This window comes from Anaerolineales bacterium (assembly GCA_015075625.1).
Lineage (GTDB): Bacteria > Chloroflexota > Anaerolineae > Aggregatilineales > UBA2796 > UBA2796.
Genome location: JABTTZ010000003.1, coordinates 118,672 through 132,518, shown reverse-complemented (window position 1 = coordinate 132,518; position 13,847 = coordinate 118,672). Strand labels below are relative to the sequence as shown.

The following is a 13,847-nucleotide window of genomic DNA, read 5'->3' as shown; positions in this document are numbered from 1 at the left end:
AGCCCTACGTTGGGGAGGGGATACCGCTACCGTATGCACCACATCATCCTGACCACCGCAGCGGGGGAAGCCCGCCCAATTACCGACCCGAATCATCTTGCAGAGGTCATTGCTGAGCCGGGCAACCTTGTTTGGTACGACATTGAACACGCCGACAACGAGGATTTGAAACGCCTGCGGGAGGTATTCAACTTTCATCCTCTCGCCCTCGAAGACGCCATTCACCCCCAAAAGCCGAAGATCGATAGCTATGAGGGTTACTATTTCATCGTCTTTTATGCGGTGCGTTACCGCCCGGCGGCGGCACACGACCCGAAAGATAAGATGATCGGCGTCCGTCAAGTGGCGATGTTTGTCGGAAAAAATTACCTCGTCACCGTCCACAAGGGGCAGATTCCCGAAGTTGAGCAGACCGTGCAGCGCTGGCAAAACAACCATCAGGTGGTAGGGCATCACATTGGCGGGGTGATTTATGCCTTGATGGATGCCATTGTCGATAACTATTTTCCGGTGATCGACCAACTTGCTGAAGTGGTGGAGGGCATTGAAGGGCGCATCTTCGAGAGCTTTGATGAGAAGGCACTTCCCGAACTATTCTCGCTGAAAAAAGATTTGCTTGCCATGCGGCGGGTGGTTGCCCCCGCCCGTGATGTGGTGAACGTCCTCTTGCGGCGGGAAAAGCCGATCATTGAGTTGGAAGCCATTGTCTATTTTCAAGACGTCTACGATCACATTGTCCGGGTGATTGACAGCATCGATACCTACCGCGACCTGCTAAGCAGCGCGTTGGATTCCTACCTTTCGATTGCCTCCAACCGGATGAATCAGACGATGCGCGTGCTGACGGCAAGCTCAATCATCCTCATGTCGGTGACGCTTGTGGCGGGGGTGTACGGGATGAACTTCGATATCATGCCCGAACTTCGTTGGGGAAATGGCTATCCCTTCGCCTTAGGGCTGATGGTTGCTATTGCCCTGGGATTGGTCTACTTCTTTCGGAAGAAGGGGTGGCTGTGAGGCATGGCTAGACCGGATCAGTAGATCGCCCATGCGTTAGGGGCGGCGCGTACGATACAGTATACGCCTCCTCTCAACTGAACTGGGCAGCTTTTTTTCAGCCACTCCAGTTCCATCTTGAGCCGCCCAATCTGTTCATAAAGTTCCGCCTCACGCACGGACTGCTCCTGCTGCCTGGAACTTGTATTGCGGCTGAACACCCCTGCTCCTTCCTCTAGCAGCAGTTTCTTCCAACTGCTGATCTGAGTCGGATGCAGTTTGTACTCACTGGCAAGTTCGTTGACGGTCTTATGCCCTTTGCTCGCTTCCAGGGCTACTTTGAATTTGAACTCGTCGCTATGTTGTCTGCGTTTTCCACTTATTTCCTGTCCTCCACAAGCTAATCTGATTATACTTTTTCCACCTTAGCTTGTGGTCTCGTTTTCGGGGGTCATTATACTTTCCTCCAGAGAATGAAGCCCCTACGAAAGGGTTCTATAATCTCTTTGATGGTATTGTCACCCTAACTGAAATAATCTCTCATGATCTCTGGATCAATGATTTATTTACGTTTTGAGTAGGGGCTATGGATAAACCAAAAACAATCACAAACCACCAAGCGCGTAAAGCGGGGGTAACCGTTCTCAGTCGTATCCAAGCCTTGAAGATTGGGCAAAAAATGCAGGATTTGCCTGAGGCGCTGTGGCATGACAGTTTTCGGTTTTATGTGAACGATGATCCGACACGGCAAGGCGGTCCCAATTTGCGGATGATCCGTCTTGATCCTGATCAACCCTCATTGACAGTAACGGGGTATATCTACAACAAATTTGTCCATCCTTTTGAAGATCGGTTCATCACCCCCCGCGAAGCGGCACGCTTGCAGGGTTTTCCTGATGATCTTGAGTTCAAAGGAACAGTGACTAGTGTTCAGCAGCAAGTAGGGGATGCCGTTCCAATTGAGTTAGGACGAGCCTTGTTCGATGCCCTCTTGAGGGTGGCTAGTAACCTAGTACCGAAACAAGCCGTCTTTTCTGCCCTCAGCCTGTTTAGTGGGGCAGGGGGGTTGGACGTTGCCGCCCATCAGGTGCGTGGCGCGGGAAGTGAACGGTGGCAAACCGTGGCTTGTGTGGAACATGAAAAAGATCGCTGTGCTACCTTGCGTGGGTACTTTGGCGACACCATGCGCGTCTTTCAAGAAGCCATTGAAAGGCTCTCTCCCCGCACCATTTTAGAGGCTTGTGGGGTTGATCGCTCTGCGATTTCGTTGATCTATGGCGGACCGCCTTGTCAGGCGTTTAGCCAAGCGGGAAAACAACAAGGAACATATGATCCACGCGGTGAACTCATTTTTGAATTTCTTCGCTTTGTGGAGGATATTTCGCCCCCACTTTTCCTAATGGAAAATGTCTCCAACCTGAAGGCAATTGCCAAAGGAAAACTGCTTGAAACCATCCTTCATAGGATGGATCAACTAGGTTACGACGTCGATCACCGCGTCTTGAATTCTGCTTATTATGGGAATGCTCAAAAGCGTCACCGCTTGATCTTTTTTGGCACAAAAAAAGGGCTAGATGTACAGGCGAGTTTGCCCGAACCAACCCACAGCCGATCAGGAGACCTGTTTGGACGCCCACCATTTAAGACTGTCCGCCAAGCCTTTGAGGGATTGCCCGCTGTAGACAATGACTAACACAACGACAAACCCAATCACCCCCTACACCACCCGCCCAACGCGCCTTGAGTGGCTCGCCTTCATTGGGATCATCCTCCTTGCTGCCGCACTGCGCATGGGAATGCCGGGCGCGGTCGAATTTAAACAAGACGAGGCGAATCTCTCCCTTATGGCGCTGGACATGGCACGCGGACGGGATTTTCCCCTCTTGGGAATCGATTCCTCAGTTGGCGTGCGCAACGCCCCCGTGAATGTCTACATTTTGGCGCTGCCCTACCTGCTGAGCAGCGATCCCCGCGTGGCGACGCAGTACATCGGGCTGCTGAACGTGATTGCTGTCGCCTTTACCTACCTTTTTGCCCGCCGCTATTACGGCGTCACGGCGGCAATCTTTGCCGGCGTGATCTTTGCCGCCGCCCCCTGGTCGGTCATGTTTTCGCGCAAGATCTGGGCGCAAGAGATGCTCCCGCCATTTGTTGTGGGGGTGATCTTCACGGGAGTCTTGGGCTTTATTGAGGGGAAGAAATGGGCGCAGTGGGTTCACCTACCCCTCTTGGCAGTTACCGGACAAATCCATTACGCCGCGTTCGTCCTGATCCCTGCCACGCTCTATATGGTGTGGGCAGGGCGTAAGCGGCTTTCGCGGGCGTTTTGGCTGAGCATCGTCCTCGCGGGGTTGGCGGTGCTTCCCTATGCAGTGGGTGCAGTGCGGGCATCCCTTCTCAACCCAGAGACGGTAGGGCGCATCCTTGCCCCACGAGGGGAGCGCCGCCCGCTGACGCTGAGCGCTCAGGCTTGGCAAGAGGCTTGGCTGACCATTGGCGGGGCAGAAATTCACGCCTTTGCCGGTGCAGAAATGTACGGCGAATTTCTGAAAACAGTCCCCCCCGCCTACCCGATCTTTCATGCCCTCTCGACGGCAGTGGTTGGCGCGGCGCTGTGGGCTGCGGCACGGAGTCTCCGGCGGCGGGATGCCCATGCTACGATAGACCGAGTGCTTCTGTTGTGGGTGGTTGTTCCGCCGCTGGCGTTCACCCCTACATGGACACCCATGTATGCCCACTATTTGATTCCGATGTTTCCAGCGGCGTACATTCTTTTAGGGAGCGCGGTGCGGGATATACTTCAGCGGTTTCCCGCCCGATCCCGCCTTATTGGGTGGGGTGTGTTCGGCGCGACGGCGGCAGTCGTCGTCACGCTTAGCCTGTGGTATGTGATCGCCCTCTTGAATTTCCTGAATACCTACGCCACAACGGGCGCGTTTGGGATTCCCCTCGGTTATTACATGCCCGTTCGGGAGGCAATTTACGCAAACAACCCGACACAGGTTTTGGCGGCGTTGGATGGGCAGTTCGTGGGCTACAATGAGCAAGCAAGCGTTTGGAATGTCCTCTTGTATGATCTCCCCGAACGGCGTTTCCTTGATAAGGGCATGGATGCTTATCCGCCGGGAGGGGCGCTTTTGCTGCGCGATGGATGCGCCGGGATAGGTGAGGTTTTCCCTGCTCGCCGTCGTTTGGATAACGGAGAACCAGAAGCATGTTTCCGCCTAGAAGAACGCAGCGGCAGCCTTGACACCAGCCCCTACACGATGATCCCGACGCTCCCAGGCTTTGCCAACGGCGTGCGCCTCTTAGGGACACAGTGGGCAGCGGCACAGGGCTGTTTGGAGACGTTGTGGGTGCTGCCCTCGCCCAAAACAAGCGTCAAGTCCGATTTTTTCAATGCTGCCGTCCATTTTGTGAACGCCGCCGGTGAGCGCATTGGGCAGGCGGATGGAACATTTTGGAACGGGCGCTACTGGCGCGTGGGCGATTTGTTCACTCGCACGTATTGCCTTGCCGATACCAGTCGCGTCGGGGAGATTCAGGGGGTGCAGTTGGGGTTATATACCTTTGACGATACCCCCGATGGACGGGCGTTTTACAGTGAGAATGTCGTTGATGGGAGCGGGGCGGTTATTGGGCAAAGCCTGACTGTTCGGTTTGAGCAGCCCTGAGCCGTGCTTGGTTCACCATTCGAGATCATGCAGTGTCCCCCGCCCCGCATGTTCGCGCGAGGCTGAACACAGGGGAGATATCCTCACCCCCTGCCCCCTCAGGAGAGGAAGGATCATTCTGTGGCAAACCGCCTCCGAATCAACTGCAAGCGCTCCACCATAAGTTTGCCAACAGTGGCAGGGCTGTTCCATGCCCGTATGTCAGCGGCGGCTTGTGCGCCGCGCAGTTCGGCATCCTCTGGGTGGCAGAACACATCGCGCAGCAGACGTCCGGCGGCGGCACTATCTGGCTCTGCCCAAACACCGCCCGCATCGTAGGGCGGGTAATCCCGCTCCAGCGGCACAAGACGATAGGGGACAAGGTGGCTGTTGCCCGGCGTCATAAAATCAAGGTTGCCGGAATAGCCCGTTGCCACAACGGGGCGCCCCCAATACATTGCCTCGGCGCAGGTTAGCCCATAGCCTTCGCTGCGATGGAGCGAGGCATAGACGTTGCAGCTTTTGAGTAGAGCGTTTGTTTCCTCACGGCTTAGGTAGCCCTCCAACAGAATCCCGTTGACATCCTTCAACCGCGCTTTCAGGGCTGCCCGCTGTTCAGGGATGGTGTGCAGATTGTTCGCCTTGATCACGAGGCGCACATCGGAACGGCGCTCGTCGGCAGTGAAGGCAGATTCAAAGGCATCCACGAGGGCGAGAGGGTTCTTTCGCTCGAAGATGCTGAAGGCATCAAAGATAAAGAGGACGATAAACGCCCCTTCCGGCAACCGCAAATGATCCCGCGTGATTCCCTGTGGGACGGCGGGTTCAATCGAGGGCGGCGTGCGAAAGATAGGCAGCGGGCTGCGGGCGGCGACGGCGCTCTGGATGAAGCTGCTCGGCGTCCATATTTCATCATAGATAGCGAATGCCTCATCCCAATGGGTGGGGAAGGTACTTAGCTCCCACGACCAATAGCCAATGTTGTAACGTCCCTCGTAGGTTGCCGTCGGAAGGATGTTGCGCACAGCATAGGTCATATCGGCATTGGCGTGAAAGACCGATATGCCGTGCGCCATGCCCTGTGGGAAGGTCGCTGCCATGCGGTCTTGTTTGCGGGCGCGGTCTGAGTCGGGATCATCAATGACCTCAACGGAGAGGGGATAGCTTTCATGGGCGAAGGCGCGGATCATGTTTCGCGCTTGCTGTCCCACGCCCGTTTCAGAGTACGCATAGCCGACGATATTCACCCCCATGCCGAGGTTCTTCACCTTGCGCGGCGTTTCTACTGCGGGCGGTGGGGGGGGTGCGGGCGGGCGCGGCGAGGACAACACCGGTTTGTGGGGGACATCAATGACCCGTTCGGCAAAGAAATAGCGCGTGGTGAGGATCAGCCGCAGCCCGATCACGCGCCGCGCAAGACGGATGAGACCCAAGCGGCGCAAGGCGCGGCTGACCGTCCCATAGACCCCCCCACGCGGACCGCTGTAGGCGCTTGGCATGGAATTTCGCGTGTCGATGTACGGTCTGACCTCCACCGGATAGCGACGGTAGTAGGCTGCCGCATCGGTAAGGCGTTGGCGGAAGGACCTGATGGGCGTTGCGGCGATGAAGTCCGCCGAGGGGGTATAGTGGGCGAACATCGCCAGCGCCTCTAGGATAGGGCGCTTGTAGACGGGGTGAAAGAGCGAGATCGTCTCCGATTCGTTCACCCACCAGCGGGCGTATGCCTCCTCATCGCTGCCGGGAATGGCAGGAAACGCCCGCTGAAGGTCAACGCGCTCCTCATACAGGCGCAGCATGAGGGGCGAGACGAACCGAAAACCCTGTGTGGGATGGGTCGCCCATTCCCGAAACGTCCGTCGCCCCGTTAGGTCATAGGGGTTCTGCCACCGCCGCCCGTAAGGGTCTGTCGTGCGCAGGCACGCCCGAAGCTGCGCGGGGATGGGCACTCCATCGGGGAAGCGCTCGAAGCCATACGAATAGGTGCGCGTGGTGTAGTAATCGTGCGCCGTCAGATGAGCTACATACTCCCAAAAACACTCTTGGTAGGGCGGGGCAAGCTCGGAAAGGCGAAAGCGATCCTGATGTTTGGAAAGCGAATCCGGTTCATCCGGCTCAAAGCCGCTGAAGTGCATGAAGATCAGAGGGTATTCCCCGACAAGGTAGCCTGCTGTTCCCCATTGGAGAGGACGGGTGGCAATGTTCCAATAGGCGACGTTGTACCCGACATCGCGCAGGACATAGACGCCGGGGAACAGCGAGGGGGCAAAATCCATCCAGTGTTGGTCGGTAAACAACCCCTTGTCTACCTCGCGGGTGCATTGCGTGTAGAGTCGCTCTTGCCACCAGCGGAGAAGATCGCGCCACGCGCCGCGCTTGCTGAGGGCGCAAAAACCGAGGTTGTACGTCCCCACCCTAAGGAACGTCAGTTCATTCGGGTGGCGATCATCGGTTAGTGGGGCGGTGATGTGCGGCGTCAGGACACACATGTAACTTTCCAACACGCGCCGCAGCCGATCCAAACTGCCGAACACCTGAATATCGGGATCGAAGTAGATCACGTTCGCCGCATCGTAGGTATCAAAGAGGTATTCCATCAGGTAGGGCTTCACCGCTGTGCTGAGTTCCAGCACATCGTATTTGAATGTGAAGTGATCCCAATTGGGAATGCCAATGTCCTTTGCCTGAAGGATATGATACGGCTCGACGGCAGGGTCAAACGCCCCGTCTGGTTCATCGACCAAAAGCAAAATCGGCACAACAGCGGGGTTATAGGCTTGGAGAGACGCCATAAAGACGCGCACAGCGGCAAGGTAATTTTTGGCGGCAACAGTGCAAACAAGCGTTGCCTCAGCGGGAATTGAGCCGTCGTGCGTTGGGTTGCGGTTAGGGGGAAGAAGGACGGGCGGCGCGTGGCGTTTTGCCGCCACCTTCGTCACGCCGGCAAGCTGACGGCGGAGTGCTTCCATCTCATCTTCTTTTTCCAACCGCGCTGCCTCAAGGGATTCAGCGTAGAACGCCCCCTCGCTCAGGGCGAGGTCTTTCTGTTCCAACGTTAGACGAAGCATCTCCAGTCGCGCTTGGAGGGCATCCCGTTCAGCGGCGTGTGCCTCGCTGAGTGCCTCTATCTCGGTATACAGCGCAAGGATAGAGGTTTCCCGACGGCGGATGTGATCCTCGCGGGAGAGGGCATTTTCCGTGAGATGGGCGATTTCCTCTTGGCTGAGGAAAAGGGCTTTTTCCAGTTCGTGAACACGCTCTTCAAGGGCGGCGATGATCTCTTGCGACATGGTGACTGTATCCTACCCTACCCCTTCTCAGCGCGGATTGCCCGCCGCCCTGCCCACGCCATGATCAGGTTTGCCAGCAGCGCTTGAAGCAAGACATAGCCCAAGAAGGCAACCCCGATAAAGACCCCGTTATCATAATCCGCCCACATCCGCTGGACATGGGGCAAGTGGAGCGCCGTCAAGCCTAAATCGCCTTCGGCAATCCCGAAAAATGCCCCCAAGACACCCATCAGCGAGGATGCCCCCCCGCTAGGGTTTAACGAGGCGAGCAGTTCGGGAAAGGGCGAGAGCGAGAGTGCCGCCGCCCCCACCCACAGCGCCCAAGCGACAATGGCAACCCGTAGCAGCATGAGGAACAATTGCCCCAACAAGCCGCCGATGCGTCCCCGTGTAAACGTCCCGATCAGCGTCCCTAGCGCGGCGTCAAAGGCGACGGCGGTGAAGGGGGCGATCAGCGCCGCCGTGAACATCATAGCGAGGATCAGGACACCGCTCAGGATAGAGCTATCCATCAGGCTTGGCTGTCCAAGAGGCGTTGTGCCAGAAAGCATGTTATCGAGGTAATGCCCCTGAATGGAGACGAGGTTAAAGAGCGCCACGCCAATAAAGACCAGCCGTGCAACGGTGATAATGGTCAGCAGCAGACCGAGGCGGTAAAAGACCATCGACCACCGCGCCCGAAGGGTCAGCAGCGCCCCATCCGTTGTCACTTTCAGCGTCTCCCACGTCCCAAATTGTTTTTCAGCGGCAATGCCCCCCACCGTCCCGTTCAGGGCAAAAAGCCGTAAGAGGACATGCAAAATCACCAAGCCCCAATACAAGGCAAGGTACAGATTTTCGTGGGGGTTCACACGAGGGAGCGCCCCTTGCCCAAAGCGCGTGGCAACAATATAGCTGATTGCCGCTAACAAGCCGACCATCCCTCCAATGAGAATGAAGCGCAGCAGCCGCGCTCCGCGTCCGGCTTTTCGCCCCTCGCGCAGTAAAAGGTAGCGCATCACGGGGTGGGTGGGGCGGGCAAATTCTGGCAGTTGGGCGTAGAAAAGTTTGAGCATGAATCATGCGCCTTCCGTTCGCATGGGCGCTCATTGTACCTGAGAAATGAACGATGAGGGGATCATCAGAGTGGGTCACCTCCTAGGATCGCTCCTATGGGGAGGTGGGGGCTTTCACGAGGCTTGCCATGACCTCCGCCCGTGTGCGAAGGTTGTCCATTTGGACAGTCCCCTCGAAATGATCGATCACCTCCAAGAGGCGACTGTAGGGTTTCCCCAAGCGCCCCAAGACATACCCTCGCACACGGCGGATCAGCCGCGTCCCTTCAGGATGGGGAGTAAGGTTGAAACTCACGGTTTGCGACATGGGCTGCCCAATGGGCGTGGATAACCCGAAGCTCCCATAAACGAGCCACTCGGCAGGAGAAACGTCCAGCACCTCATAGCCGCCATCCATGCTCATGCCGATGCTGAGCGGGGGGAGGTCATGGCGGAGGTAGGCGGCGCTTGGCTGCCCATTGTTGGTGAGCGCGTCCAACCCGTAAAAGCCCGTCCCCTTGCGCCCAAGCTGCGCTAACCAGCCCCATACCGCCGCTGGCGGGGCGTGAACGGTGAGGGCGCGGGTCGTTTGGTAGCTAGGAATCGTCACAAACGCATCGCCGGGAAGTGGGCAGGTCGCCTCGTCGCCTTCCACCCCTACAGACAAAATACGCGGGCGAATGGCATAATGGTAAAACACAGCGAAGGCGACCAGATAGCCCAACCCGCCTGCCCGGAAAGTGAAAGACCGTGATCGTGCCACACTATGCCTCAGTGCTTCAATGCTCATCTGCCAATAAGGGGCAGACTATAGCCCGTTTACTGGTGGGAGACAAGAACCTGCGCCGTCTATATGCCATCATATTGGCTTGCTTAGGTGGTTTCCTGTGCGCCTATCCTGTAGCTGTTCATGGGGCTGCCCTCCCCTGTGAGAATCCGGTGCGCTGGCTGTTCCGCCCAACAGAGACGCTTTGTGTGGAAATTCTTGCCGAAGGATGGGCAGTTCCGGGGACGGTAGGGGCTGCCGCGCTGACCTTCACCCCCGATGGGACACTCTATTTTGCCGACTCCGGCGGGCGGCGTATCGCCCGTCTGATCTCCGATCAGGCGGGAAATTTCAGCCCGCCGGAGACGTTTCTTGGCGATCTCCCTGAAATGCCCTATGGGTTGACCTATGACGGGCAGCGGGATCGCTTTTATATCAGCGGTACGCGGCGCATCTTCGCTGTGAGCCGCACAGGGGTGCTGACAACGCTCTATGAATCGCCCTCCGATGGCGCGGGCTATGGTTTTGGTAATGTGCGGATCGCCCCTGACGGGATGCTTTATGTGGGGATGGGCGTTGCCTGTGAGACGTGTCCCCCTGACGAGGCAGGGGATCGCGGGGCGCTTTTGCGGCTCGATCCTGACCATCGCGGTGCGCCAGAAGTGATTGCGAGGGGGCTGCGCCACCCCTTCGATCTGGCGTGGGTTGGGAATTCCCTCTACATTGCAGACGATTTGCCCGCAGGCGTTCCGGCAGCCATGTACCAAATTACGCTGAGTGGGACGCCACCTTACCCCCTCGGTGAGCCATTCATCACCTTGCCCCCGCAAAGCGCCCCCATGGGCATGATGATCTATGACGGCGCATCGTTTCCGGCGCTGCAAGGGCGTTTGATGGTTGCCCTTGCCGGATCGTGGAACGCCCCAGAAATTGCTGGCTACGAGATTATCAGCCTTGATCTGGCTACCCGCCGCAGCGAACGCTTTTTACCCGTCACCGGGCGAACCCCCTCTGATGCGGCGCTGATCCGCACGAGTTTTTACCCCTATCGCCTGACGGGGCTTGCCATCGATGGGCGCGGCTGGCTTTATATTGGTGTGGCGCAGGGGAAAATTTACAGAATTCGTTTTTTGGGGTAATTCCCTATTTAGAATTCACAAACTTTTCACAATAATGCATAGGATAATCCTCTATACTTCAAATCATGATAGCATCACAGTACACTGCACCAACTCTGGAAAATCCCACTGAGGTACGCACGGGCATGGCGACTATTTTGATCGTCAGCGGGGATAAACCTTTTGTTGAAACCCTCCAGGGATCACTAGGAGGGGATTTCCGCACAAGACATGCGCTCCACTTGGATGCCTTGCCGTCCGAGTCCCCTGCCCTTGCCATTGTGGATAGTGGTGGAATGCGCTATGACTGTGCCACCATATGCGCCCGGTTGCGGACGATGGGTGGGTACAACCGGATGCCCATTTTGTGCCTGATCGAGGAATCGAATGGGGAGAGTGTTGCTGCCTGTTTGGATGCTGGTGGCGATGATTGCCTACGGAAGCCGATCAATGGGCGGGAGTTGGCGGCACGGGTGCGGGCGCTCTTGCGGCGTGGGGTATCGGGCCGTGTCCCACCGCTGCACCTTGACACAGCCTCCCGTTCGGCGCGTCTAGATGGCAACATAGTTGATCTAACGCCCACTGAATTCGATCTGCTGGATATGCTTTGCCAGCGGCGGGGGGAATATCTGACCGCCCTTGATCTCCTTCATGTGGTGTGGCATTACCCGCACGGCGATGGCGATCCGGCGCTCGTCCGCAACCATATTCGCAACCTGCGGCGCAAAATCGAACGCGACCCAGACCGCCCGAAAATCATCATCTCGGCACATGGACGGGGTTACACCGTCAGCATTGATTTTTTGCGGCGCTAAGGGATCTGATGCCCCACACTATATCCGTTTTTTCTCCCGCTGGAATGACAGCGGGCTAGAGCCAACCGCTATATATACTCGTCCCGTTCGCTTGTGCTGCCGCAAAGGAACATCCCATGAAAGACTGGTCGCGCATTACGGAATACCTCAATCTCTTACTCCATAACACCCGTTACGCCCCCTATGTCATGGCGCTGCTGAAGGTGATCCCCCTGCTGCAAAACGCGCCCATGTTCGCTGATATAGAGCCGGGCTTGACGCACCTGACGCTGACGCTTTCCCCCCACAACACCAGCCAACGAGTCCATCTTGATTTTGAAGGGGCGGGCTATTACAACATCTACTTGGATCGCCCTGAAATATCCAACTTAGGGGTGGAAACATACCGCGATCACGTCACCGTCCCCTTTGAGGCGGTGATCGCAACACTGCAAACCTACCTCCAACGGTTGCGTGAGGTGCGGGCGGCGGTCTAGAATAGTCCCCTTATCAGCCGCAATCAGCGACAGCCTCACGACGTTTCCGGCGAGGCGTCCTCATAAGGTGATCACAGGGTGATAGGGGTATGACCGATAACCGCGATAAGGCACGGCAGAGCGGGCATATGGGCGTTGGCTCACGCCTGAAGGAACAGCCCGCCGAAGAACTTCTAAATACCGCCTTTGCCCACGAGGTCGGGGATGGTCCGCTCCTTTATCAGGCGATGAGCCTAACCGACCTAGCCTACGTGATTATGCTCAAGGAAGAAGGCTTGCTCCCCCAAGATGCGGGGGCGGCGTTGCTCCGAGGGCTACTCACTCTTCACGCGATTCCACCCGATGAATTTCCCTACGACCCCATCTTTGGTGATATTTACACAAATCGGGAGCAGAAACTACGCGAGGTGATGCCCCCGACCGAGCGTGAACAGGGGTTTGATGGTTGGCTGCGGGCGGGGCGGGCGCGGCGGGAATCCTCCACCGTTGGCTACCAAATTGTCGTGCGGGAGGGGCTGCTCAAGCTGGCGGGGGCGTTGGGCGATCTCTTGGCGACACTCTGCACACTGGCAGAGCGCCACCGCGAGACGCTCATGCCCGATTACACCTACCTCCAAAAAGCGCACCCAACTACGCTTGCCCATTACCTGCTGACTTTTGCCATGCCCTTGTGTCGGGATATGCGGCGGGTGCAGAGCGCCTATGCCAACGCCAACGAGTGTGCGGCGGGGGGCGGCAGTGTGAATGGCTCACGCTTGGCGTTGAATCGCGGGCGGGTGGCGGCGCTGCTTGGCTTTGGGGGAGTGATCACCCATACGCGGGATGCCATGTGGCAAGCCGATATTCCAGTAGAGATTTTGGCGGCGGCGGTGGCGATGCTTGTCACAGCGGATCGCCTTGCCGAGGATTTGTACCTCTTTGCCACCGAAGAATTCGGCTATCTGACGCTTGCCGACGCCCACTCGCGGACGAGTGTGATCATGCCCCAGAAGAAAAACCCCTACAGCCTTGCCTATGTGCGCGGGGCGGCGCGGCATGTCCCAACCATTTTGCAGAGCGTGATTGCTACGAACATGACCCCCTCTGGGCAGCCGGATAATCGCCTCTTTCCCTATGGCGAAGTCCCCCGCGCCCTTGACCTAACAACGCGGGTGATCAGCCTGATGAGCGGGCTTCTGAAACGGGCAGAGTTTCACACGGAGCGGCTGTCGGCGCGGGCAGGGGCGGGTTTCAGCGGGGCAACCGATTTGGGCGATTACCTCAGCGAGGCGGCGGGGCTTGATCCACGCACGGCGCATAAGGTTATTGGCTACGCGATCCGCACCATGCTGGAGATGGGCATCCCCACCGAGAGCGATCCGATCCTCACCACCGAGGCGCTTGATGCGGCAGCGCAGGTAACCATTGGGCGGACGCTCGCCCTCCCCGCTGATGCCGTCCGCGACGCCCAGGACCCGCTGCGCATTGTCGCTAGCCGAAGGGGACTGGGAGGGGCAAGCCCCACCTCGGTGACGCCCATGATTGCTGAAGGGCGGGCGCTGGCAGACGCGCTGCGCGGATGGGTGGAGGGCGAAACGACACGCTTGGCGGCAGCGGAATCTGCTCTGATTGCCCTTGCGGAAAGTATGTCCGAGGCGGAATCGGGCTAAATAGACCTGAGCGGCTCCAACACCACCGCCCGCCGGACACTCTAGGGGGC

Annotated in this window: 11 protein-coding genes; 7 read left to right on the top strand and 4 right to left on the bottom strand. The window is 57.7% G+C overall.

Translation table 11 applies throughout. The features are described from left to right. Window positions 1-33: 33 nt before the first annotated feature. Entirely contained in the window at window positions 34-1,017 is a 984-nt protein-coding gene (corA, locus tag HS103_14800; protein ID MBE7514067.1) for a magnesium/cobalt transporter CorA, read from the top strand. Between the two features lie 17 nt (window positions 1,018-1,034). Here corA and HS103_14795 read toward each other — a convergent pair whose 3' ends face one another. Then, the gene (locus HS103_14795) at window positions 1,035-1,409 is read right to left on the bottom strand and encodes a transposase (GenBank protein ID MBE7514066.1); all 375 of its coding nucleotides are present in this window, start codon (window positions 1,407-1,409) and stop codon (window positions 1,035-1,037) included. Between the two features lie 173 nt (window positions 1,410-1,582). Between HS103_14795 and dcm the strand changes: the two genes are divergently transcribed. Together dcm and HS103_14785 are read left to right on the top strand one after the other, a co-directional pair. Beyond that, window positions 1,583-2,689 carry a DNA (cytosine-5-)-methyltransferase gene (gene dcm, locus HS103_14790; GenBank protein MBE7514065.1) on the top strand — a complete coding sequence of 369 codons (1,107 nt, stop codon included), beginning with the start codon at window positions 1,583-1,585 and terminating at the stop codon, window positions 2,687-2,689. Then, complete coding sequence (locus HS103_14785) at window positions 2,682-4,670, top strand: glycosyltransferase family 39 protein (GenBank protein MBE7514064.1); 1,989 nt, start codon at window positions 2,682-2,684, stop codon at window positions 4,668-4,670. Before dcm ends, HS103_14785 begins: the two co-directional genes overlap by 8 nt. A gap of 113 nt (window positions 4,671-4,783) precedes the next feature. Here HS103_14785 and HS103_14780 read toward each other — a convergent pair whose 3' ends face one another. The 3 genes from HS103_14780 to HS103_14770 all read right to left on the bottom strand — a co-directional run bounded on the left by HS103_14780 (window position 4,784) and on the right by HS103_14770 (window position 9,736). After that, entirely contained in the window at window positions 4,784-7,939 is a 3,156-nt protein-coding gene (locus HS103_14780; protein MBE7514063.1) for a glycosyltransferase, read from the bottom strand. Between the two features lie 17 nt (window positions 7,940-7,956). Further along, on the bottom strand, window positions 7,957-8,994 hold the full coding sequence (locus tag HS103_14775; protein ID MBE7514062.1) for a hypothetical protein: 1,038 nt from the start codon (window positions 8,992-8,994) through the stop codon (window positions 7,957-7,959). Window positions 8,995-9,088: 94 nt separating this feature from the next. Continuing rightward, the gene (locus HS103_14770; protein ID MBE7514061.1) at window positions 9,089-9,736 is read right to left on the bottom strand and encodes a hypothetical protein; all 648 of its coding nucleotides are present in this window, start codon (window positions 9,734-9,736) and stop codon (window positions 9,089-9,091) included. Here HS103_14770 and HS103_14765 point away from each other — a divergent pair. The 4 genes from HS103_14765 (at window position 9,724) to HS103_14750 (ending at window position 13,797) form a co-directional block, all read left to right on the top strand. After that, window positions 9,724-10,878, top strand: coding sequence for an SMP-30/gluconolactonase/LRE family protein (locus tag HS103_14765; GenBank protein ID MBE7514060.1), 1,155 nt, complete (start codon window positions 9,724-9,726; stop codon window positions 10,876-10,878). The two genes, HS103_14770 and HS103_14765, sit on opposite strands and share 13 nt — an antisense overlap. A 125-nt stretch (window positions 10,879-11,003) precedes the next feature. Next, complete coding sequence (locus tag HS103_14760; GenBank protein MBE7514059.1) at window positions 11,004-11,672, top strand: response regulator transcription factor; 669 nt, start codon at window positions 11,004-11,006, stop codon at window positions 11,670-11,672. 116 nt (window positions 11,673-11,788) lie between these two features. Then, entirely contained in the window at window positions 11,789-12,148 is a 360-nt protein-coding gene (locus tag HS103_14755; protein MBE7514058.1) for a hypothetical protein, read from the top strand. An 89-nt stretch (window positions 12,149-12,237) separates the two neighbouring features. Then, the gene (locus tag HS103_14750; GenBank protein ID MBE7514057.1) at window positions 12,238-13,797 is read left to right on the top strand and encodes a hypothetical protein; all 1,560 of its coding nucleotides are present in this window, start codon (window positions 12,238-12,240) and stop codon (window positions 13,795-13,797) included. Window positions 13,798-13,847 lie beyond the last annotated feature (50 nt).

Coding starts and splice junctions, on each gene's coding strand:
- HS103_14785 (MBE7514064.1), top strand. CDS start 2,682: ATGACTAACACAACGACAAACCCAATCACCCCCTACACCACCCGCCCA.
- HS103_14750 (MBE7514057.1), top strand. CDS start 12,238: ATGACCGATAACCGCGATAAGGCACGGCAGAGCGGGCATATGGGCGTT.
- HS103_14775 (MBE7514062.1), bottom strand. CDS start 8,994: ATGCTCAAACTTTTCTACGCCCAACTGCCAGAATTTGCCCGCCCCACC.
- HS103_14755 (MBE7514058.1), top strand. CDS start 11,789: ATGAAAGACTGGTCGCGCATTACGGAATACCTCAATCTCTTACTCCAT.
- dcm (MBE7514065.1), top strand. CDS start 1,583: ATGGATAAACCAAAAACAATCACAAACCACCAAGCGCGTAAAGCGGGG.
- HS103_14760 (MBE7514059.1), top strand. CDS start 11,004: ATGGCGACTATTTTGATCGTCAGCGGGGATAAACCTTTTGTTGAAACC.
- corA (MBE7514067.1), top strand. CDS start 34: ATGCACCACATCATCCTGACCACCGCAGCGGGGGAAGCCCGCCCAATT.
- HS103_14780 (MBE7514063.1), bottom strand. CDS start 7,939: ATGTCGCAAGAGATCATCGCCGCCCTTGAAGAGCGTGTTCACGAACTG.